Raw genomic sequence first — 20,869 nt, 5'->3', positions numbered from 1 at the left:
AACGCTGTAGCGACCGGGTGCCTGTTCGAACAGATGCTCCAGCATGCGCCCTGGCGCCATGCCGTTGCCGATGATGACGAGTTTTTCAACACGTGATTCTTGCATGGATTCTTACTCCGCAGCTTCGACGAAGCGATGGCGTTCGTAGAGGAATTTCAGCACCGCCTCGCGGCACTTGAGGTAAGTCCGGTCCGAGGCGAGCGCGATGCGGTTGCGCGGGCGCTCGATCGCGACCTCGAGCACGTCACCGATGCGGGCGGCCGGACCGTTGGTCATCATCACGATACGGTCGGACAAGAGCACCGCCTCGTCCACGTCGTGAGTGATCATCACCATAGTGTTGCCGAGCCTCGAATGGATTTCCATGACCGCATCCTGCAGATGGGCGCGGGTCAGTGCGTCGAGTGCGCCGAAGGGCTCGTCGAGCAACAGGATCTTCGGCTCCATCGCCAGCGCGCGGGCAATGCCGACGCGCTGCTTCATGCCGCCGGAAATTTCCGACGGGCGCCTGTCCTTGGCATGCGCCATCTGGACGAGGTCGAGGTTGGCCATGACCCATTCGTGGTTTTCGGCTTTTGACTTTGCGGCCTTGAAGACTTTGGAAACGGCGAGATGGACGTTTTCATAAACCGTCAGCCAAGGCAGCAGCGAATGGTTCTGGAAGACGACGGCACGTTCCGGCCCCGGAGCGTTGACCTCGCGGTTTTCAAGGAGAACCGCGCCTTTGGACACTGGCGTCAGGCCGGCGATCAGATTGAGCAGAGTGGACTTGCCGCAGCCGGAATGGCCGATGATCGAAACGAATTCACCCTTATCGATCGTCAGGTTGATATCCGTCAGAACCACCGTCCGCACGCTGGCGCGGTCGAAATGCTTGTCGATATGATCGAGCTTGAGATAGGCGTTCATCATATCTCCTCAGTTTGCCGAAGCGCCGCGGGTGACGATCTTGCCGACCGCCGCCACCAGCTTATCGAGGGCAAAGCCGACGACGCCGATATAGGCGAGGGCAACGATGATGTCGGGGAGGCGCGACGAGTTCCACGCGTCCCATATGAAGAAGCCGATGCCTACACCGCCCGTCAGCATTTCGGCCGCGACGATGGCAAGCCAGGAAAGCCCGACGCCGATCCTCAGGCCCGTGAAGATGTAAGGTGCTGCCGAAGGCAACATGATCTCGAAGAAGAACTCGAGCGGGTTTAGCCGCAGCACCTTGGCGACGTTGCGGTAATCTTCGGGGATGTTGCGCACGCCGACGGCGGTGTTGATGATAACAGGCCAGATCGAGGTGATGAAAATCACGAAGATGGCCGAGGGATTGGCATTCTGAAAGGCGGCAAGCGACAATGGCAGCCAGGCAAGCGGCGGCACCGTGCGCAGCACTTGAAAGATCGGATCAAGGCCGCGCATGGCCCAGACCGATTGGCCGATGATGGCGCCGATCACCACGCCGACCACGGCCGCCATCCCGAAGCCATAGGCAACGCGCTGCAGCGAAACCAGCACGCGCCAGCCAAGGCCGATATCCTGGGAACCGTTATTGAAGAAGGGAAAGACGATCAGATCGTAGGCTTCCGTCCACACGACATAGGGGGAGGGGAGCGAGGCGGTCGGCGATGAACAGAGAACCTGCCAGACGAGCAGCATCACTGCCAGCACTATGGATGGCGGCAAGACGCTACGCGCCAGCGTGGCCGCGATAGTCCTCACATCGAATCTTGCAACACGCCTGCCGGAGAACGGCACGATGTTCGGCTCGGGTTTTGCGGATGCGACCGCGGTTAGCTTTTCTTGTTTTGCCAGGGCGGACATCGGCGCGCTCCTTTGAAAGTGTCGAGAAATGAGGCCGGCGCGCCGAGACGCGCCGAAAAGCGGACCTCTTACGAGGCGGCCTTGATCGCCAGGCTGTCGAGATAGGCCGACGGGTTCTCCGGATCGAAGACCTTGCCGTCGAAAAACACCTCCTTGCCGCGCGACGGCGAAGCAGGAATGTCGGCTGCAGCCACGCCGAGTTCCTTTGCGGCGTCCCGCCAGACATCTTCCCGGTTCACCTGGTCGACCAGCGCCTTGATGTCGGTATTCGGCGCAAACGTGCCCCAGCGGACGTTTTCCGTGACGAACCAGGTGTCATGGCTCTTGAACGGATAGGATGCGTTGTCGCGCCAGAATTTCATGAAGAGATCGGTGGCCTTCACGTCGCGGCCGTTGCCGTAATTGATGTCGCCTTTCAGGCGGCCGGCAACATCCTTTGGCGGCACGTTGAACCACTGGCGGCGTCCGAGGATTTCGGCCATTTCATCCTTGTTTTCCATCTTGTCGGCCCACTGCTGTGCTTCCATGATCGCCATCAGCAGGGCTTTTGCCGCATTCGGGTTCTTTTCCACCCATTCGGCACGCAGGCCGAGCGCCTTTTCCGGATGATGCTTCCAAAGCTCGCCGGTAGTGGTGGCGGTAAAGCCGATGCCTTGGTTGACGAGTTGTTCGTTCCAAGGTTCGCCAACGCAGAAGGCGTCCATATTGCCGACCTTCATGTTGGCGACCATCTGCGGCGGGGGGACGACGATGGTGGAGACGTCCTTGTTCGGGTCGATGCCGCCTGCTGCCAGCCAGTAGCGGATCCAGAGATCGTGGGTCCCGCCCGGAAAGGTCATGGCGACCTTGACTTCGTTGCCAGCGGCCTTCTTTTTCGCGAAAGCCTCCTTCAACTTGGAGGCATCGAGCTGAACGCCCGTTGCGGCATAGTCCTTGGCGACAGAAATGCCCTGGCTGTCGAGGTTGAGACGGGCAAGGATCGCCATCGGAACAGGTTTGTTGTTTTGGGTCACCTTCCCCGTGTGCATGAGGTAGGGAAGCGGCGAGAGAATGTGCGCGCCATCGATGCCGTTGGCCGCGCCCCCAAGGACCAGGTTGTCACGGGTGGCGCCCCAGGATGCCTGCTTGGCGACGTCGACTTCGGGCAGTCCGTGCTTTTCGAAGAGGCCTTTCTCCTTGGCGACGATCAAGGGGGCCGCATCCGTCAACGCAATGTAGCCAAGCTTGATGCCCTTGACTTCCGGGCCTGCGGCCGCCGCGAAAGCACCCGAAGGAAATGCCGACCTGACCGCGCTGACGAGCGCAGCCGTTGCGGTGGTCTTGAGCATGCTGCGACGGCTGATGGCGGTCGTCAAAAACTTTGTCATTCGCAGGTTCCCTCTGCTGATCTCTCTGGATTTTGGACATAAAAAAACGCCGCTCGGTGATCGCGCCTGCAGGACGGAGGAAATGTCCCGGGCAGCAAAAACCTTGCGACGTCGATGTCTTTTGCGGGCGCCTATGGCGCACCCGGCTGCTTCGGTCGCCGTTGACCGATGCGAAATTTATAGTGCAAACGGCATGCCAAGTCTGGATAAGACAGATAAGCCGTTGAGGTGCCTTATGAATTTTCCTTGCGGGATGCCATTGGCGGCTTGGCCATTACATCTCGCCTGCAACATTTTTGTGCGCCTGCGAAATTTTGGCGCGCAAACTCTATGCAGTGCACCCCCCTCAAGCTCAGATTTCCTCGCTATCGGTATTTTGGCTAAGATCGCTGCGGACGGTGAAGTTGCGGATATAGGCGGCGATGTCCGCGGGATCGAAAATGTGATCGTCCATAAATCGATCCGTCTGACTGTCGCCCTCGATACCGATATCCGGCTCCTCGGGGCCGATGCCGAGCGCTGCCCGGTAGAGATCCGGCCGATAGGCGCTGGTCGCCAAGCGCACGCCCTCCTCGCTGAGGGCCGTCTGCCCCCAGCGGATCATCTGGCTGTAGATCCATAAGGCATGGCCGGGTTTCGGGTAGTTTGCAAAGTCGTGATGAAAATTGAAATAACCGGGAATGATGCGTCGATGGCCTCTGGCGTCCAGACTGAATTCGCCTGCCAATACATGCCGGATGATATCAACAGGCGCAGCGATAAGGCGCGGGTCCGCGAGAGCTTCAGCGAGCGCGTCATGATTGGCCGGATCGTCGCACCAGCGGGCGGCGGCGTCCAGCGTTACAATAAGGCGCGAGACGGTCTCGGACCGGCTTTCGGCCCATTCCGGGCGCATGGCGATGACCTTTTCCGGTGCAGATGACCAGATATCCTGCTTGGCGGCAACGATGCGGCCAACGCCGCGTTCACAGGCGACCATATTCCAGGGTGCGCCCACGCAAAAGCCATCGATGGCGCCGGCGGCAAGCGCATCCGAGGTCAGGGGCGGCGGGACGACGACGAGCTTCACGTCACCATCCGGATTTATTCCGCCCGCCGCCAGCCAGTAGCGGAATTCGTAATTATGCGAGGAGAAGGGATAGGTAACGCCGAATACCGGCATGGCCTGCCCCTGCGCCCTCATGGTCTCAAGCACTTTGCAGAGTGCCCTTGCGTTCTCCAGGGCACTGCCCTGTTCGGAAATGCCGGTAGTTTCACGCATGCGTTCGAAAAGTCGCGTCGAGAGTGTGATGGCGTTTCCGCCGCGTCCGAGCGAAAAAGGAGTGATGGTCGGGGACGGATTCGAGCCGAGCCCGAGCATGGACGCGACCGGCATCGGCGAAAGCATGTGGGCAATGTCGAACTGGCGGAAGGCCAGACGGTCACGGACGTTTGCCCAGGAGACATCCTTGACGAGATCAAGCGTCAGACCTTCCTTCTTCGCAAATCCGAACTCGGCGGCGGCTATCAGCACCGAGGCATCGAGAAGCGGAATGAAACCGGCGCGCACAACCTTGGAACCCGCAGTACCGATGGCGGCCGGCGCGGCAAGCTTGCTCTGCGACTGCTTGATTTTACCGATCATGTTCACTCCGGCTTTCTCCCTGCCTTACCCATCACATCAAGAGCCCGGCCGCGGTCACAACGCTCTGAGCAATTTCGGACATCTTCTTCTTTTCATTCATGGCGGTCTGGCGCAGCAGCGTGAATGCCTGCTCCTCCGACAGGCCGCGCATTTTCATCAGTATTCCCTTGGCCCGCTCGATCACCTTGCGTTCCTCGAGCGCCGATTTTGCCTCCGCGAGCTCTCGTTGCAGCCTGCTGAAAGCGTTGAAACGACTGACCGTCATATCGAGGATCGACTTGACGCGTTCTTTCTTCAGGCCATCAACGACATAGGCCGATACGCCTGCCTCGATCGCCGCTTCTATCTGCGCGGTATCGGAACGGTCGACGAACATGGCGATCGGGCGGCTGACGCTGCGTGTCAGTTGGAAAAGGTGTTCCATCATGTCGCGATTGGGATTCTCGATATCGATGATGATGACGTCAGGTTTGAGCGTTTCGATGGTGCGCGCCACACCTTGAACCTCATGAATGACCGTCACATTGGTATGACCGGCCTCGATCAATCCCTCCTCTATGATGGAGGCCCGTATCGCATTTTCGTCGATAACAAGGATGGTGAGGTCTGAATAGTTCATTGTCACCTTCAGCCGAAGACACCGTGCATGTAAATCGCAAAGGCGATAGCCGAGATAAGCAGCGACCATTGGATGGAGAGCCGTTTTCCCACGATCCACGCGAGAACGGCGCCAGCTCCAATGACCGCAAGACCGACGAGCAGCTGCCGGTCAAGAAAGGCCAATCCGATTGCGGAAACGCAGATGCTGGTCGAAGCCGTTGCAAACGCGATCTGCGTTCGCGACATCTGTGGTTCCAAACTCAACGTAGACAAGCAGCCGTTCCAACTGAACCCCATGGCAATGCAGAGGAGGACAAGGAGGAATGATATCATGATGCGGTGCCTCTCTTTGATAAAAAGAGCCGAAGCAATCATCATGCCACTTCGCGAAGTGCCGCTAATTCGAGCCATCCGCCAAATATGAACCTAAAGTTTGAGCACTCGCCCAAATCATTTGCGCTCTGACAGAGCTTTTCATGAAGATGAAACTGGCCGACGGGCGGGCTCTCACGGCCGCCAATGATCCGGACGAGGCAGTCTAGGTTTGCGTCGTACCGCAGAAAGCTGCGGCTCATGAGGTTTCTGCTCCGAAGGCCTTCTTATGGGCTCACCTCGGAGCAAGCCGAGAAACTTGCCTCGATTGATGGGCAGATCGACCAAAAGCGTGCTTAAACCCAGGAGGTTCTGAAGAGTATCGAGAAATTGGCGGCCACTACGCCCCTCCGTGAAGAATAGGATGCTATCCGCCGTGAAACTCGGCACCATGGTCGAGGATCTTGGGCAATGGCAGGGACGCCGGTTCATATCCCTTCAAGAGCTGAGTGCAGGCCCTTCTGGGGCAGGCGAGCGGAAATGAATAAAGCGTCCCTCATTCGACCGGCATTGGAGACGCCAGATACATATCCTGGTGATGATACCAAGAAATTATGTCCTCACGCTCTCTGCCGTCTATAGCGGAGATTTAGGGTGCCATCTCATGATGACGAGTTTTCATCAGTCTGGGGGCGACAAAGCGAGAGATAAACGAGGCGCTCCAGCAGGAGCGCCTAAGCTAGCATAGCATCAAACACGGCCCTAGACGGAGAGCGCCGCGCTGCAGCTTTCGGCGATGTCGCTGTCGACCGATGTCTGCCCCGGCATGGATGCCCACCCGCCCGCCTCGATGAACTGACGCTTTTTGTAGCTATCTGAAAGAGCCTTGAACTCGGCCAGTTTTCCAATCGCGTCCGGTGCAGCCTTGAAGCGTTCGACGCATATGGACGATGCGAGCTCTCCACGGGCCATCTTTCCCGCAGCCGTCGCTGCCTGGAGTGAAGATCCGCCAGTTACCCAGCCACCCCAGTTAAAGCCGACGACGATGGTCGCGACCGCCGTCACCGCACATGCCCACACAAGAATGGTCTTGGAGGGCTGATACGAATTGAAACGCTCGGATATTGATGTCTTGCTGTTCTGCACGGCCATAGGAGTCTCCTCATAGATGGGGGTCACTGATCCAAATTTCAGAATAAGCGTTACATCATTCCGCCCATGTCAGGCATGCCGACACCTGCACCGTCCTTTCTAGGGAGGTCCGCAATCATGGCTTCTGTCGTCACGAGAAGGCCGGCAACGGAAGCCGCATTCTGCAGGGCTGTGCGAACCACCTTGACGGGATCAACGATACCCATGGCGATCATGTCGCCGTACTCAGACGTCTGAGCGTTGTAACCGAAATTGTCGGTGTTACTTTCCAGGATCCGGCCGACCACGATCGAGCCTTCGTCACCTGCATTTTCGGCAATCTGTCGTACCAGCGACTGCAGGGCCTTGCGGATGATGGTGATGCCGGCATTCTGGTCGTCGTTCTCGCCCCTGATATCGAGGACGATCGAGGCGCGCAGCAGAGCCGTCCCCCCGCCGGGAACGATGCCTTCTTCGACAGCCGCCCGGGTCGCGTTCAGCGCGTCGTCGATGCGGTCCTTCTTTTCCTTGACCTCGACTTCCGTCGAACCGCCGACGCGGATCACGGCGACACCGCCCGAAAGCTTGGCAAGTCGCTCCTGCAGCTTTTCGCGGTCGTAGTCGGAGGTGGTTTCTTCGATCTGTGCCTTGATCTGGGCAATGCGGCATTCGATATCCGCTTTGTTGCCCGCACCATCGACGACGGTGGTCGCTTCCTTGGTGATCGAGACCTTCTTGGCGCGGCCAAGCATGTCAAGCGTGACGGTTTCCAGCTTGATGCCGAGGTCTTCGGAGATGACTGTGCCGCCGGTCAGGATGGCGAGATCTTCGAGCATCGCCTTGCGACGGTCACCGAAGCCCGGAGCCTTTACGGCGGCGATCTTCAAGCCGCCACGCAGCTTGTTGACGACGAGCGTCGCAAGCGCTTCGCCTTCGACATCCTCGGAAATGATCAGCAAGGGTTTGCCGGTCTGGACGACAGCTTCGAGGACCGGCAGCATAGCTTGAAGATTGGAAAGCTTCTTCTCGTGCAGCAACACGTAGGCATCTTCCAGTTCAGCGACCATCTTTTCGGCATTAGTGACGAAATAGGGGCTGAGATATCCACGGTCGAACTGCATGCCTTCGACGACCTCGAGTTCGGTTTCAGCGGTTTTGGCTTCCTCGACGGTGATCACACCCTCATTGCCGACCTTCTGCATCGCATCGGCGATATATTGACCAATTTCTTTTTCGCCGTTCGCCGAAATAGTACCAACCTGGGCGATTTCCTCCGACGTATTGATCTTTTTGGCCTTGGCCAGCAGATCCTTGACGACGGCTGCGACGGCAAGGTCGATACCGCGCTTCAGATCCATCGGGTTCATGCCGGCCGCAACGGCCTTGCCGCCTTCGCGAACGATAGCTTGAGCAAGAACGGTTGCAGTGGTCGTGCCGTCGCCGGCAACATCGTTGGTTTTTGATGCCACTTCGCGCACCATCTGGGCGCCCATGTTCTCGAGCTTGTCGTCGAGTTCGATTTCCTTGGCGACGGTGACGCCGTCCTTGGTAATGCGCGGCGCGCCGTAGGACTTGTCGATCACCACGTTGCGGCCCTTGGGCCCCAGCGTCACCTTGACCGCGTCAGCAAGAATATCGACGCCACGCAGCAGCTTTTCGCGTGCATCACGGCCGAATATGATTTGTTTGGCAGACATTAAAAACTCCTGGGCTCTTCGCCCTATGGACTTCATGAAAAAGAAAAAAGATGCGGCCGAAGCTCAGGCTATCACGCCCATGACGTCGACTTCCTTCATGATCAACAGGTCCTCGCCGTTGAACTTGATCTCGGTGCCGGACCACTTGCCGAACAAGATGCGGTCGCCGACTTTCACGTCAGGCGGGTTGAGGTTGCCCCTTTCGTCGCGGGTACCGGAGCCAACGGCAACGATTTCGCCTTCAGCTGGCTTTTCCTTGGCGGTGTCTGGAATGATAATCCCGCCCTTGGTTTTATCTTCGGCCTCAATACGACGAACGACGACCCGGTCGTGTAACGGCCGGAAAACAGTAGTTAACATTTTGGGATCCTTCGACGGGAACGAAACCCAATGGCCGCTCCCGATAGTGTACGTTAGCAGTCTAATGATAAGAGTGCCAGAGAATTCGCATGTGGCGGCTAGCCGAGAGCAATAAATCGCCCGGCACGGCCGAACTGTATGTTACTCGTTCCTAGCAGAATATTTTGGAAGGATATGCAGCAACTCCTCGCCTGCCATAACAGCAAACGCGACGAGGAACGTCGCCCTCCTTCAATGAAGGGATCGCCATGAAGGACCGCTTGCAAAAGCGGAAGCGGCGACAGCGATAGCCGGATGATCGACGCGGTCGAGTGGCCATCCGACGATCGATTGCGAACGGCGGTGAGTAGACCGCTGGATGAACGAAGGCCGGGACGGCAGGCAGACCGCAGCCGTTGGCGCAGCGCCGTCAAGGAGGCCGAGCAGAAAGACTGAGCGCCGCCCGAGCCGATCCCTGTCTTTCATGCTGACGAGCTATTGGCCAACCCGCTGGTGGCAGCATCGTTCAGCAGAGTGGTTAATGCCGTGACGAGCTGCGCATGCACGAAAGGCTTCTGAAGCAGAATGCTATTCGGAACGCCCTGAGCTGCCCATTCCTTGGCGCTGTCGCCTGTCATGTAGATCACTGGCATGAGGGGTTGTAATTCTCGCGCTCGGCGAGCCAAATCCCAACCGTTTGTTTGTCCTGGCATCCTCACGTCGGTTATCAGGGCGCAAAAGCGAGCAGAGTCCTTTTCCAAAGCACGGATAGCCTTACCCGCATTCGATACGGCCATATGCTCGAAGCCTGCTTCCGTCACGACCTCTTCGAGGTTTGCTTTGATGAGGAATTCGTCTTCGGTGATAAGAACAAGCAGCTTGCTCCCGTCGCCGCTGATGATTTTCTGAGATGTCTCGGCTGAGCCATCGACCATGAGCACGTCCTGCATTGGCAGGCGGGAGCTCTAAGCCCTCAGCCGCCAGCGCCTACGAATTCGTTTGCTGACGATGACGAACAGATAGAGCTTTGATGTGATAAGTCCATCCTCAATCCCACGGAGCTTGGGGATATTGGCCAGGGCATTAGGCAGCGTCCTGAGCCGCCCATTCTTCCGGCACCAGGTTTCGACACACGCGCGTAAACGGGGGCGACGTCCACCAAGTAGGCGGCTGATGGTTCTCGTCCCTTCGAGATCGAAGAAGCGGCACAACGTGACAATTGAGCCACCTCAGTCCGATCATTCTATAAGCGCGCGGCCTGCGGCTCGGTCCGCTACTTTGACTTCTACGGCTACGTTCATCGATAGGAAGGCGTCCGTCCCGCCCACGAAGCTTCCTGAAATCGGAACGGCTTGGGCGATATCGCGGGTCACAGCAATTGGGATGAGGTTGGCGCCGCCCATGCTGCGGTTTGTCGGATCGAATGTGATCCAACCGGCACCCGGAACGAATACTTCAGCCCAAGCATGGGTTGATCCACTGTCCATCGAGCCGGTGAGTGAACTGTCCGGGTTGAACAGATAGCCCGAGACGATCCGAGCGCCGAAGCCCAGACTGCGCACCGCCTCCACGAATAGTAAGGCAAAGTCTCTGCAAGAGCCCCAACCCCGGTCAAGAGTGGTCAGCGGCGATTGTGTGCCTTCTTCTTCCCGGCTTTGGTAAGCGATAGAAGATGCGATGCCCAGACTGATATCCTTGAGAAGGGACAGCGTATCCGTTGGCCTTCCCGCGACGAAGCCGCGCGCCCATGTCGCAAGCCGCTGCTCGACGTCTTCATACTGCTGAACCGTCAGCGCTCCGAGGTCAGTCCAGTCGTTGTCGGAGTACAGGAAAGGATAGTTGATTGCCGACGCCGCAATGTCGAAGACGGGCCATGCCGATGCCGTCAAATCGACGGTTGCCATGCTGTCCACCACCAAACTATCGCTTGGGGTCTAGAATGTCGCTGAGGCGATCGCATTGCCGAATACGTCGTTCGACCAGGTCAGCTCAGCCTCGGGGGAAATGGAAATCTCATGCCTCAGCAGTCTGAGCTCGCGGCCTTCACGTGGCCTGAGCATCAGGCGGTGAGGCGACAGCGACACGTTCTTTCGAAAGCTGTAGGTCGTAAGATGATGAATGTTGAGCATCGGCATGAAAAATGACCCTAAAAGTTGATGGCGAGGCCGCCGCCCCTGACACAGGACAAAGGCGTATCTCTCGCGCGCCGCGCCGGCTGATTAACGCATCAGGCCCGCTGCACGAAGCGCATCGTTGATCACCTTGCCGACGCCTCGATCGTCTCGACCTACGGCGTTGTGGGCCAAGCCGGGCTTTGCAAATGCCATTGCCTTGGCGATAACCGCTTCAATGCTTGACGGCGCCCCGCTGTGCTCCAGGCCAAGCTCGAACGCCTCCTCGGCGATGGCGACATCGGCGTCGTCGGCAAGGCCCCATGACCTGGCAATACGTGCAGTAGAGGAAATGCCTGCCTCCAGCATAAACGGCCCCGAATTTCCCAAAGGAGCTTTCGCTGTAAACGACAAGGGAACGCCATGGGCCATGGCCTTGATGAGATTGACCTCGATGACCGGTTTGCCGCTTTCGTCGAGCCAGACCTTACGACTATGGCGATTGATGGACCCGATCACATACGGTGTGTCGGAGACATGGTGCACGCCTGCCCATTGATGGACGATCTGCTCGGCATTGACTGGCTTTACCGTCTGATCGTGCGTGCCATGCCAGACAGAGATGCTTGGGAAAGCCCCCCAGCTGGACGCTGCGGTCGTGAGGGCCGACTGCATCTGACTGACGCTCGGGGCGTTCTGGCCCCGCATCCGCTCGAAGGCCTGCCCCACACCTGAAGCGGTCCCATAAGGAAGCCCGCCGATGATCGCGCCGGCCGCAAACAATTCGGGATAGGTCGCCAGCATGACGTTCGCCATCGCGCCTCCGGCCGAAAGTCCGGTGATGAAGATTTTGCCAGGATCGATCCCGTGCGCCTCGACGACGTGGCCGATCATCTCACGGATTGAAAGAGCCTCGCCTGCATCGCGCCGGATATCGCCCGGCTCAAACCAGTTGAAACACAGGTTGGCGTTGTTGGCACGCTGTTGCTCCGGAAAGAGCAGCGCAAATCCCTTCTCTTCCGCCATCTTCGACCAGCCGGTTCCATGGTCGTAGGTCGCCGCATTCTGCGTGCATCCGTGCAAGACGACGACAAGCGGCGTTTTGGGAGCAAGGATGGTCGGCAGGTAAAGCCAGCACTTCAGCAAGCCGGGGTTGGAACCGAAGTTTCTCAGCTCTATCAGCCGGCGCGAATTCATGTGCTCTGGCACATCCGTCTCCTTTGCCCGTCATGGGCACAAGATCATACATAGGTACGAATGCTGCACTGCACAATTTCTTTGCAAAGATTTCGTGATCGGTGCTGGAAAGATCTCAGGGAGCTTCCCGAGTGAGCCGTGCGATAGAGGCCGCTTCACGAAACGAGACCAATCGCCGGCTTCCTTCGTCCCACAGGACCAACTTCACGCATTGCAAACTTTGCCACAGCGTGATCCTGCCGATTTCGCCGAGTTCCGGATGGTTTCGAAGGACTTCCGGCAGGCGATAGTAGGGAACCTTGCTGGAGAGGTGGTGCACGTGGTGAATGCCGATGTTGCCGGTCAGCCAGCGCAGAGGCCGCGGCAGATCGTAATGCGAAGCTCCTTGCAGGGCGGCTTTTGGAAACTGCCATTCCGGCTCCTTCGACCAGTGTGTCTCCTCGAATTGATGCTGCACGTAGAATAGCCAGACGCCGATCGAACCCGCCAGGAGGACGATCGGCAGATGAACGACTAGAAAGGAGACAGGGCCGATCACCCAGATCAGGAGCGCGGCGATCACCATCACCGCAGCGTTGGTGGCCATCGTGGACATCCAGGGAAGGATACCCTCGCGCATCATACCCATCGGCAGGCGTTGCTGAAACAGGAAGAGCCAGGCAGGGCCAATTCCAAACATCACCAGCGGATGCCGATAAAGGCGATATCCAATCCGTCCCCAGCGCGACCGACCATAATATTCCGTCACGGTGAGAGTGGTAATATCCCCGACACCCCGCTCATCGAGATTGCCGGCCGAAGCGTGATGCGTGGCATGCGCCCTGCGCCAATAGTCATATGGGGTGAGCGTGAGGACGCCGAGGACACGGCCTGTCCAATCATCGAAGCGTCGCCGGGCGAAGAAAGAACCGTGCCCGCAATCATGCTGGATCATGAACAGCCGCAGCAGAAACCCCGCCGCTGGGACGATCAGAATCAGGCCCCACCAGAAGCCGAAATGAACCGCCAAACAGGCTAGCGTCCAGAAAGCTGCGAAAGGGATCGCTGTGACCGTCAACTCGAACAAGCCGCGGCCCGCATGCGGCGTGCGATATTTGGCGAGGATCTTGAGCCAGGCTTTCTCGTCCGAACCATTATCCGTGGATGACTTTGTTTCCACGATCATTGATTCTGGCCGGCTTTCTGCAGGGCTGCCGTGCGATAGAAGTGTTCAGCGTGCTGATAAAGGTTCTCCGCCTCGACCCGGTCACCGGCTTGGGCGGCTTCTCGAGCTGAAACCATATATTGCTCATATCGTCTCATTAGGTACTGCGGGCTCGATATTACTATCGTATCCGCGGTGGCCCGAGCACGGCTGCTGGCAGACGGAATAGAATTTCGGCGAGGTGATTTCAAAAGAATAATTCAAGCCGTCATGAGGCTTGCTCCATAAAGGTCGTGATTTCGGGAATGATTGACGGCGACTAACGCAAGCGAACTCGCCAGTGGTTTCGCCCCTTGGGGCGGCGTCGCAGTCGATCAAGATTTACCCCGGCATTGCGGCCGTTTGATGTTGCCTGGCCTCCCGTGTCGGCTCCAAAGGATGCTAACCCCATGCAGAGAGAGTCAGCCGGTCAGGGTGCCCAGCAGGTCGGCGATCTTGATCGTCGAGAAGTTCGAGAACGTGTCACAGATGGCGTAAGGTAGCACGATCTGATCGTTGTGGCGCATCGCGCCGCATGTGTAGACGACGTTTGGAACATATCCCTCCCTTTCCGACGGCTCCGGGTGAACGAGCGGCTCTTTCGAGCGGGCGAGAACTTTGGACGGATCGCGCTTGTCGAGAAGGGCTGCGCCGATTGCGTATCTTCGCACGGGGCCGACCCCGTGTGTGAGAAGTAACCAACCCTCGTCGAGTTCGATCGGCGATCCGCAATTGCCCATTTGCACGAATTCCCACGGAAATTTCGGGCCGAGAATGATCTCGCCGCCATTCCAGACGTGGAGATCGTTGGAGCGGATGAGATAAAGGTTTTCATTGTCCTGGCGACCGATCATCGCAAATTGGTCGTCGATCTTTCGCGGGAATAAAGCCATTCCCTTGCTCTTGGCGGCTGTCCCGGCGAGAGGCGTCATCCGAAACGACAGAAAATCTTTGGTCTCGAGGAGCTCGGAGCGAATGTCTCTGCCATTATACGCCGTATATGTGGCGTAGTAGGTTTTCCGCCCCGCCTCTTCGAACTCGACGAAGCGAGCATCCTCGATGCCGTTTGACTGAGCGGCGGTCATCGGAAATATCACCCGCTCACTGATTGGCTGCTCGGAGGAAAACGTCAGTTCCAAAGGCTCGTCGGGCGATGAAGGTGAGGGATTGTCGAACGAGGGAATGGACGCAAGCCGCGCCGTGGGTTCGATGTCCACGGTGCCATTCTGATCGACAATTCCCGATCTGAAGGTGAGAGACGAAACATGTCCTTCGCCGACTGCACGCAGGCTTAAGATAAAGCGCTTGCTGCCGCTCGGCACGCCCGACTGATCCGCGTGGGCGACTATGCTCGGGTTGAACAAAGCGGATGCCTCGAAGGAATATTCGTGCATGAAGTATGCGCCGACGAGTTGGCGTTGCACCTTGTTGAAAGTAATGTGGGGCGCGAACGCTTCCTCCATTTCGATAGCGCGCTTTTCGAACGTCGCCAGCAGATTGCGGTGTCGGCCCTCGAAGTTTTCAAGGATCTCGGCAAGTTGCTGCTCTGCGGCCTCGATCTCGAGGCCGAGCACACGATCAACGATGTGATTGGCCCGCGTCTTGTCTGTCGGTTTCAGATCTCGCGGTTCCGTCGCGGGTTTGAAGGGCCGCACCACGACGCGTGTGGGATCGGGTCGTAGGAAAAGTGCCTGGCGGTTGAGAAATGCTGTCTGTGACAAGATGATCTCGATCTGAGTTGAGGCTGCGATGCATTACGCGGTGAGCGCGCGAAGCGGAGCGAGTGTCGAAGGATGACCGCTGGCGCGCGAAAGCTTACGAAACTCCACAAGGCCGAGGAGATAGCAGACCACGGATTCGCCGCCTCTGTTTTCATTGAGACGCGTGGGATGCAGACCGTCGCGGCAACTGCCTGTTTCGAGATCCACGACCGATAATAAGAGATCGTTGCTGCCGAGGAACCAGGCGAAAGCCTTTGCAGCCTCTTCTTTCCATGTGGTGTCGTGGCTGACCCGCCATGCGGCATGACAAGCAGCGATCGTCGCTGTCGCCTCCAGGGGCTGTTGGTCGAAGAGCTTCACCTTTCTCGTCCGATCTGTAAATCCATCCGTGCCGACAGGCCTGAACAGTCCTTCAGGGCTCGTCTGTATCGTCATCAGCCATCGCAAGGATTTGAGCCCTGCTGCCACGCAATCGGGGCGTTCAGCACTCCATCCCGTCGCGATCAGGGCCTGAGACAGTCGGGCATTGTCGTAGGAGAGGTTCTCCTCGAACCAGCTCCAGCCCATTCTCTCGACACGATGGAAGATATCCACCAGCCGGTCGGCCAGTGTCGAACGGATCTGATGGGCGAACACGTCTTGAGGGGAGGCTGCGCAATATCCCACCAGTCCCAGCAGCGCGAACGCCCAGGCGCGTGGCGAGCCGAAACCTTCAACGGTAGGCAATGCCTGCGCAAACAGGCTCGCAGCCCACGCGCGCCGGGATTGGCTTGCGTCGCTACGGGCGCATTCTCCAAGAGCCCAGAGCGTTCGGCCGTGGCTGTCCTCCGATCCCTTGTCTTCCAGCCAGCGTCGGTCGAAACTCATGAAGTTTCTAAAATGTTTTTTGTCGGGGTTCCAAGCGTGCTGCACGAAGGACGCGAAGCGCGCGGTGAGTGCCTCCGGCAGCAGCCGTTCGCCGGGCTCGTTAAGGGCAACCGACAAAAGAAGCGCGCGGGCGTTATCGTCGACACAGTAGCCGTGCGTCCGATCAGGTACCGAATAGACGGCATGCTGAAACAGCCCGGTATCGTCGCACATCGACATGAAGTAGCCAAGCTGCGGCTCGGGGAGGGCAGGGGTCTTTCGCATCACGACATTGATTGGCGGTGCGAGCTGCCGTGCGGGATTTTGAATTGCGACCTGTGAGAACAATGCGAGATAGCGCTCGGCGATCTTTTGCCATGTCATCGGTCGACTGGTTTGGTAGGCGCGCCGACGCATTGCGTCGCGTCTTGCGTCCTCGGTGAGGAGCGACGCGATCTCGCGTCCAATCGCTGTCGCGTCGCCGAATGGGACTAGCACGCCGCGTCCCTCGGCCAGCAGTTCGCGCGCATGCCAGTAAGGTGTAGAGACGACGGCTTTCCCGAGACCGAAGCTGTAAGCCAGAGTGCCCGATGTCATCTGGGCCGCATTGAGATAAGGTGTGGCATAGACATCGCACATGGAGATGAAATCCAGCAGGGTTGCCTTATCGACGAAGCGATCGAGAAACACCACGCTGTCCTCGATGCCAAGGTCATTTACCCGCGTCACGAGGCTCTCGCGATAGGCCTCACCTTGGTCGCGTACGAGATTGGGATGGGTTGCTCCGAGGATCACGTAGACCGCATCGGGCCGACTTTCCAAGATCAAGGGCATGGCATCGATCATGACCTCGATGCCTTTGTTTGGTGAGAGAAGCCCGAACGTGAGGATCACCGAGCGCCTGTCGAACCCCAGGTCAGCTTTTGAGGCTGCCGGTTCCGAAAACGGCATGTCGGGAATTCCATGGGGAACGACCTCTATCTTGCCGGCCGGCACATGATAGACCTCCGACAACAAAGTCCTGCCCTTTTCCGCCATGACCACCACTTTGGCAGACAGGTCGATGATTTCGTTCAGGACGCGGCGCTGGCCGAGACTTGGCTCCGCCAGAACCGTGTGCAGCGTGGTGACGATCGGCATCTTCAACCGCGACAGCAGCGCAACGATATGATCTCCGTCCTCGCCGCCAAAAATTCCGAATTCGTGCTGCAGGCAGGCGACGTCGAAATTGCCGGCGTTCAGGACGTCCGCGGCATGAATATAATCGTCGCGGTTGTTATCGGCTATCGCGAGACGGACCTCCGGCGGGTAGTCGTAGACATGACCATGATCCGTCATAGCCACGATCGCCGTGGCGACACGGGCGGGAGATTTCGAAACGGCCTGCTGCAGATCCGTCGTGAAAGTGGCGATACCACAGCGGCGTGGTAAAGAATTGCCGATGAATGCGATATTTTTGAGCTGATTCATAGCGAAGCTCCTGACGAGCGGAATGGAATGACGCTTCGCCCTTGGCGACCACTTTCCAGCTCAGAACGGGGTTGCGATCGGCCTTCGGCCGGGAGCTGCCTCAGGAGTCCGATCGCGGGCGAGCTCGCTGCGGTGGCAATGAGCAAGACAATTCCGTCAGGCCCGACACGGATGTCGGCACGATCAGCTTCCGCGAAAAACCCATCGCCGATCCTCGCTGTCAGCAATCCTATTGTGCCGCCTCCCGCGACGACCAGAGCCCAGCTTTCGCGGCTCGCGGTCAACTCCCAAACGGTGTCGGCAGGGAGGTCCAACCGTTCGAGGGTGAAGAACGGACAAGACATGAGCTCGGCGCGCTCGACGGTGATATGGCGTGGTAGCTTCCTGCTGCTTGCTGGCTCCAGCCGTGCCACGGCTATGGCTTGGTCGATATGCAGTTCTCGCGAACGTCCGTGATCCCAGATGCGAAACGTCGTCTCGTTGCGTTGTTGGATCTCAGCAATGACCAGACCTGCACCGATGGCATGCACAGTGCCAGCCGGAACATAAAACACGTCACCGGCCGCCGCCTCCTGCCAGTCGAGAAGGCCCTCGATTGATCCGCCGAGCGCAGCCTTCCTGAATTCGAGCTGTGTCAGTGGCCGTTTGAGACCTACGGCGACCTGCGCCCCCTCTTCCGCTGCCAACACATACCAGGCTTCGCTCTTGCCGCTTTTCATCCCCATCGACTTGGCGGCAGCATCATCGGGATGAACCTGTATCGACAGTGTTTCCCCTGTAAACAGGAGCTTCAGGAGGAGTAGACGGTCCGGCCCTCCCTCTTCGCCACAGTCAAACGAGATTTCGCCGACTGGGCTATCCTGATGGTTTTTCGATGCCCATGGCCCGAGATCAAGACGACCCCATGGCTTGAGAATTGTTCTCACACTGGCGCGGTCGATTGTCATGGTGGTCTCCTTGATCTCGCCGCTAAGATCGGGGTGACCTGAGATCGGAGTGTGTTATTGCCGCTGCAGCGCTGTCCGTACGGATCTTGGAAACAGCAAGGGCTGCGAACGTGTCTGCGGCGCCGTGATCTTATCCTGGCTCGGCTGCGACAATTACGCAGCATCCGTGACTCAGCGGGTATGCAGCGGCCTCATGGGTTTCGGCCCTTGCCGGTCGTATCCTGCCCTTGGTTGAGACAAACTTGGCTTGCACGATAAAATTTTCGACCGTTACCAGTTCGTCGGGTCTGACGAGTCTTGAGGTTGCTTAAGGAGCGATAGACGGCGCCAGCGTTTTTTCAAATTCCTCCCTCGACACGGGCCACGCCTCGGTGCGCCCGTTGGAGCTAAGGAGCAAGGTCATTGTCGTATGATAAGCCTCCCATGTGACGTCGATGGGCTCCTCATCAATCTGAAGCTCGAAGACGCCTGGTGGATGAGGTTGCGCCATCCCGGGAAGCTGGAACGGTCGAATGATAGCGATGCTTTTCACTGTTGTCTTCATGACGGCACCGTTCCTGTGGGGAGAATGCTGGAATGCTCTGTGGCGGGCAAGGAGAGCGGAAGCGGCGATAATACCGCCGATCCCTTTATCTGCCGGCATTTCTGAGGAGGTCTATTTCCTTAGCGATTGGGCCCAGGAGCTTCCGCAATCGGTTCTCCTCCACCTGACCGAGGCGAAATCTTTTTGCAAACTCGCTCACAAGCACAGTTTTCGCTGTTCCTGGTTGGAGCGGTGGAGCTGATTTGGCTGGATGATGCACGATCGTATCCTTCAGGATCACGGTATGCTTAACGAAAATGCGCGAGATCCAGCGTAATCGCGCTGGATCGAACTTTGGAATAAGCAGAGGTCGCAGCTTTCAGAATTCTTGGGCGCAACGCATCGAACGCCGTCAAATAATCTGCCTCGGTGGCATTTCGGTGCGATTTCTCGCAGGCCAAGACTTCAGTCGCCAGATAGAATTTGATCTCGAACATCCCGTCGTATCCGGTGAAACGGACACAGCGATTTCTGTCGTCAAAACTACGAGCTTCGTTTGGGAACGAGATTCCCATCAGCGCCCACCCTCATCTTGCCACCGATCAACAGCGCAACCCTCGGGTTGGGGATCAAGGCTTGCTCGTGTCGACGATTGTTTGCGGTTGGCGAGAGAATTCAGGAGAGCCGATTTTGTCCTCACACCCCTGCGGAACTCGGTTGACAGAAAGAACGAGGCTTCACGTTTCGTGTCGGAACTCGCGTCCGACTCAGATCCCCGGAGGCCGGCCGATCTTAAGACTTCCCTGATCAACTTGAAGCCGGCGGGTTCGAGATGCGAGGCTGCTGGATTGGAAGACATCATATCCTCCTTTGTTGGGGCAAGGTTTTGCACCCTTGATGACAGCGCCCTGAATTCGAGCCGTCACTAACATCTTAAGTCGTGCTGAATTATTGGATTACAAGGGGAGGCCGGGTAAGGAGGTTTGGAGCCATAACCAACGACCGTTGAGAACAACTCTCGAAACCAAAAAAGGGGAGAGGATTTCTGGCATCGACGCGCGAAGAAATAGCCGTCCAGAAGTTCAACTCCCATCAAGAGCTGTAATTCACGACGTCAGCTTTCGGCGGCGTCACCTTCACCACTGACACATATAGAAGATGCAGATTCAGTTTCAGCTGGATATCCGCAGAACTGCAATATCGACTTTTGCGGAACGTTCGTTGAATCTCATCTGCCGGCAATGTCGACCGAACCACTATCTGATCGCCAGCACTCGCGCCGGACCGCCAGTCCCGCCACGGTGCTTCGGAGCGCCGACGACAATCGTCGCGCCATGCGGCGGAACCTCGTGGAGGTTGGCGACGCACTCGAGACCCCAGCGCCCCGCCGGCAGCCAAATGCGGTGGGTCGGAAAGTCGGTCGCGTTGCCTGCGTCCAAGGAGAGCGTATCGACGGCAAGGCCAATTACGCTCGTTTCGTCCAGCAGGTATTGAGCGGCCTGTGCGTCCACGCCAGGAAAGTGAAGTTTCCCGTCAACGTCGGCATTTCGGAACTTGTCGTCGCCGACGAACCTTCCCCAGCCAGACAGCATCGCCACGCAAGCGTTGTCAGGGATGGGCCCGTGACGTTGAATCCAAGCCTCAAGGTCCGAGATAGACAGCCGGGCATCAGGATCGATTGCCGCCTTTTCACGGATATCGATGACGCACAGTGGCACGACGAGCTGAGCGGCCGGGACCTCGCTGGCCGATCGCCCGTTTTCGGAGAAATGTAGCGGCGCATCAAAATGCGTCCCCACGTGCTCCGTTGATGTGATCGTGTCGATGTTAATGCCCGCCTTTTCGAAGGCGAGCTGCTTGCGTCGCGAAAACTGCTTCTGCCCGATGAATGTCGGGAAATCCTCGTGCAGCTCGTGCGTCAGATCAATCACACGCTCCGCACCGATCGCCAAGAAACTCATCGCCAATCTCCTGTCACTCCGCCGTCTC

General features: G+C 58.1%; 19 protein-coding genes and 1 pseudogene. All 20 read right to left on the bottom strand.

Annotated features, from left to right (window positions below; all coding sequences use genetic code 11):
• Positions 1–111: 111 nt before the first annotated feature.
• Positions 112–909, bottom strand: coding sequence for an ABC transporter ATP-binding protein (locus ACYJRZ_RS27310; RefSeq protein ID WP_459463949.1), 798 nt, complete (start codon positions 907–909; stop codon positions 112–114).
• Positions 910–918: 9 nt separating this feature from the next.
• Positions 919–1,812: a nitrate ABC transporter permease gene (gene ntrB, locus ACYJRZ_RS27305; protein ID WP_459463947.1), complete on the bottom strand. Its 894-nt coding sequence runs from the start codon at positions 1,810–1,812 to the stop codon at positions 919–921.
• 68 nt (positions 1,813–1,880) lie between these two features.
• Positions 1,881–3,179: a CmpA/NrtA family ABC transporter substrate-binding protein gene (locus tag ACYJRZ_RS27300; RefSeq protein WP_459463945.1), complete on the bottom strand. Its 1,299-nt coding sequence runs from the start codon at positions 3,177–3,179 to the stop codon at positions 1,881–1,883.
• Positions 3,180–3,531: 352 nt separating this feature from the next.
• A complete protein-coding gene (locus tag ACYJRZ_RS27295) occupies positions 3,532–4,803 on the bottom strand; it encodes a CmpA/NrtA family ABC transporter substrate-binding protein (RefSeq protein ID WP_459463943.1) in 1,272 nt (423 codons plus the stop codon).
• A 31-nt stretch (positions 4,804–4,834) separates the two neighbouring features.
• Positions 4,835–5,422 (bottom strand): ANTAR domain-containing response regulator, encoded by a 588-nt coding sequence (locus ACYJRZ_RS27290; RefSeq protein ID WP_132717840.1) that lies wholly within the window; start codon positions 5,420–5,422, stop codon positions 4,835–4,837.
• Positions 5,423–5,430: 8 nt separating this feature from the next.
• Positions 5,431–5,649: a hypothetical protein gene (locus ACYJRZ_RS27285; protein WP_459463941.1), complete on the bottom strand. Its 219-nt coding sequence runs from the start codon at positions 5,647–5,649 to the stop codon at positions 5,431–5,433.
• Positions 5,650–6,477: 828 nt separating this feature from the next.
• Positions 6,478–6,867 (bottom strand): hypothetical protein, encoded by a 390-nt coding sequence (locus ACYJRZ_RS27280; protein ID WP_459463939.1) that lies wholly within the window; start codon positions 6,865–6,867, stop codon positions 6,478–6,480.
• 50 nt (positions 6,868–6,917) lie between these two features.
• A complete protein-coding gene (gene groL / locus ACYJRZ_RS27275) occupies positions 6,918–8,543 on the bottom strand; it encodes a chaperonin GroEL (RefSeq protein WP_459463937.1) in 1,626 nt (541 codons plus the stop codon).
• Positions 8,544–8,606: 63 nt separating this feature from the next.
• Positions 8,607–8,903, bottom strand: a complete 297-nt coding sequence (locus tag ACYJRZ_RS27270) for a co-chaperone GroES (RefSeq protein ID WP_459463935.1) — start codon at positions 8,901–8,903, stop codon at positions 8,607–8,609.
• Between the two features lie 461 nt (positions 8,904–9,364).
• Positions 9,365–9,817 (bottom strand): response regulator, encoded by a 453-nt coding sequence (locus ACYJRZ_RS27265; RefSeq protein WP_459463933.1) that lies wholly within the window; start codon positions 9,815–9,817, stop codon positions 9,365–9,367.
• A 303-nt stretch (positions 9,818–10,120) separates the two neighbouring features.
• Positions 10,121–11,017: pseudogene (locus ACYJRZ_RS27260) on the bottom strand (transglutaminase family protein).
• Positions 11,018–11,101: 84 nt separating this feature from the next.
• Positions 11,102–12,202, bottom strand: a complete 1,101-nt coding sequence (locus ACYJRZ_RS27255; RefSeq protein WP_459463931.1) for an extracellular catalytic domain type 1 short-chain-length polyhydroxyalkanoate depolymerase — start codon at positions 12,200–12,202, stop codon at positions 11,102–11,104.
• Positions 12,203–12,305: 103 nt separating this feature from the next.
• Positions 12,306–13,355 (bottom strand): fatty acid desaturase, encoded by a 1,050-nt coding sequence (locus ACYJRZ_RS27250; RefSeq protein ID WP_459463929.1) that lies wholly within the window; start codon positions 13,353–13,355, stop codon positions 12,306–12,308.
• Complete coding sequence (locus tag ACYJRZ_RS27245; RefSeq protein WP_459463927.1) at positions 13,352–13,471, bottom strand: DUF4167 domain-containing protein; 120 nt, start codon at positions 13,469–13,471, stop codon at positions 13,352–13,354. Before ACYJRZ_RS27245 ends, ACYJRZ_RS27250 begins: the two co-directional genes overlap by 4 nt.
• Positions 13,472–13,795: 324 nt before the next feature.
• Entirely contained in the window at positions 13,796–15,094 is a 1,299-nt protein-coding gene (locus ACYJRZ_RS27240) for a glycoside hydrolase family 130 protein (protein WP_459463926.1), read from the bottom strand.
• Between the two features lie 33 nt (positions 15,095–15,127).
• Positions 15,128–17,410, bottom strand: coding sequence for a glycosyltransferase family 4 protein (locus ACYJRZ_RS27235; RefSeq protein WP_459463924.1), 2,283 nt, complete (start codon positions 17,408–17,410; stop codon positions 15,128–15,130).
• Positions 17,407–18,357, bottom strand: coding sequence for a class I mannose-6-phosphate isomerase (locus ACYJRZ_RS27230; protein ID WP_459463922.1), 951 nt, complete (start codon positions 18,355–18,357; stop codon positions 17,407–17,409). The genes ACYJRZ_RS27235 and ACYJRZ_RS27230 overlap by 4 nt, the downstream gene beginning before the upstream one ends.
• 307 nt (positions 18,358–18,664) lie before the next feature.
• The gene (locus tag ACYJRZ_RS27225) at positions 18,665–18,901 is read right to left on the bottom strand and encodes a hypothetical protein (RefSeq protein ID WP_459463920.1); all 237 of its coding nucleotides are present in this window, start codon (positions 18,899–18,901) and stop codon (positions 18,665–18,667) included.
• Positions 18,902–19,188: 287 nt separating this feature from the next.
• Positions 19,189–19,455 carry a DUF1488 family protein gene (locus ACYJRZ_RS27220; RefSeq protein WP_459463918.1) on the bottom strand — a complete coding sequence of 89 codons (267 nt, stop codon included), beginning with the start codon at positions 19,453–19,455 and terminating at the stop codon, positions 19,189–19,191.
• A gap of 681 nt (positions 19,456–20,136) precedes the next feature.
• Positions 20,137–20,841: a cyclase family protein gene (locus tag ACYJRZ_RS27215; RefSeq protein WP_459463959.1), complete on the bottom strand. Its 705-nt coding sequence runs from the start codon at positions 20,839–20,841 to the stop codon at positions 20,137–20,139.
• Between the last annotated feature and the right edge of the window lie 28 nt (positions 20,842–20,869).

The sequence above is a fragment of the Rhizobium sp. No.120 genome (genome assembly GCF_054558365.1).
Note: the sequence above shows the minus strand (reverse complement) of the source record. Positions and strands in the feature narration are given on the sequence as shown.

Bases quoted from the DNA above. Each gene is read 5' to 3' on its own strand.
- ACYJRZ_RS27280 (WP_459463939.1), bottom strand. From the start codon at position 6,867: ATGGCCGTGCAGAACAGCAAGACATCAATATCCGAGCGTTTCAATTCG.
- groL (WP_459463937.1), bottom strand. From the start codon at position 8,543: ATGTCTGCCAAACAAATCATATTCGGCCGTGATGCACGCGAAAAGCTG.
- ACYJRZ_RS27220 (WP_459463918.1), bottom strand. From the start codon at position 19,455: ATGGGAATCTCGTTCCCAAACGAAGCTCGTAGTTTTGACGACAGAAAT.
- ACYJRZ_RS27270 (WP_459463935.1), bottom strand. From the start codon at position 8,903: ATGTTAACTACTGTTTTCCGGCCGTTACACGACCGGGTCGTCGTTCGT.
- ACYJRZ_RS27265 (WP_459463933.1), bottom strand. From the start codon at position 9,817: ATGGTCGATGGCTCAGCCGAGACATCTCAGAAAATCATCAGCGGCGAC.
- ACYJRZ_RS27245 (WP_459463927.1), bottom strand. From the start codon at position 13,471: ATGGTTTCAGCTCGAGAAGCCGCCCAAGCCGGTGACCGGGTCGAGGCG.
- ACYJRZ_RS27215 (WP_459463959.1), bottom strand. From the start codon at position 20,841: ATGAGTTTCTTGGCGATCGGTGCGGAGCGTGTGATTGATCTGACGCAC.
- ACYJRZ_RS27290 (WP_132717840.1), bottom strand. From the start codon at position 5,422: ATGAACTATTCAGACCTCACCATCCTTGTTATCGACGAAAATGCGATA.
- ACYJRZ_RS27250 (WP_459463929.1), bottom strand. From the start codon at position 13,355: ATGATCGTGGAAACAAAGTCATCCACGGATAATGGTTCGGACGAGAAA.
- ACYJRZ_RS27285 (WP_459463941.1), bottom strand. From the start codon at position 5,649: ATGTCGCGAACGCAGATCGCGTTTGCAACGGCTTCGACCAGCATCTGC.
- ACYJRZ_RS27295 (WP_459463943.1), bottom strand. From the start codon at position 4,803: ATGATCGGTAAAATCAAGCAGTCGCAGAGCAAGCTTGCCGCGCCGGCC.
- ACYJRZ_RS27310 (WP_459463949.1), bottom strand. From the start codon at position 909: ATGAACGCCTATCTCAAGCTCGATCATATCGACAAGCATTTCGACCGC.
- ACYJRZ_RS27300 (WP_459463945.1), bottom strand. From the start codon at position 3,179: ATGACAAAGTTTTTGACGACCGCCATCAGCCGTCGCAGCATGCTCAAG.
- ntrB (WP_459463947.1), bottom strand. From the start codon at position 1,812: ATGTCCGCCCTGGCAAAACAAGAAAAGCTAACCGCGGTCGCATCCGCA.
- ACYJRZ_RS27235 (WP_459463924.1), bottom strand. From the start codon at position 17,410: ATGAATCAGCTCAAAAATATCGCATTCATCGGCAATTCTTTACCACGC.
- ACYJRZ_RS27230 (WP_459463922.1), bottom strand. From the start codon at position 18,357: ATGACAATCGACCGCGCCAGTGTGAGAACAATTCTCAAGCCATGGGGT.
- ACYJRZ_RS27225 (WP_459463920.1), bottom strand. From the start codon at position 18,901: ATGAAGACAACAGTGAAAAGCATCGCTATCATTCGACCGTTCCAGCTT.